General features: G+C 55.6%; 1 rRNA gene. It reads left to right on the forward strand.

Annotation, left to right across the window (positions count from 1 at the left end):
- Positions 1 to 223 (forward strand): 23S ribosomal RNA (locus IQ209_RS18120); the annotation flags it as partial.

Consider the following 223-nt stretch of genomic DNA (forward strand, 5'->3'; position numbering starts at 1 on the left):
GCTAATCTGCGAAAAGCGCCGGTGAGCTGATATGAAGCGCTATCAGCCGGCGATGTCCGAATGGGGAAACCCGGTGCAATCCGTTGCACCATCATTAACTGAATCCATAGGGTAATGAGGCGAACCGGGGGAACTGAAACATCTCAGTACCCCGAGGAAAAGAAATCAACCGAGATTCCCCCAGTAGCGGCGAGCGAACGGGGAGGAGCCCAGAGCCATCAGC

The sequence above is a fragment of the Xenorhabdus sp. BG5 genome, from assembly GCF_015163665.1.
Classification (GTDB): Bacteria; Pseudomonadota; Gammaproteobacteria; order Enterobacterales; family Enterobacteriaceae; genus Xenorhabdus.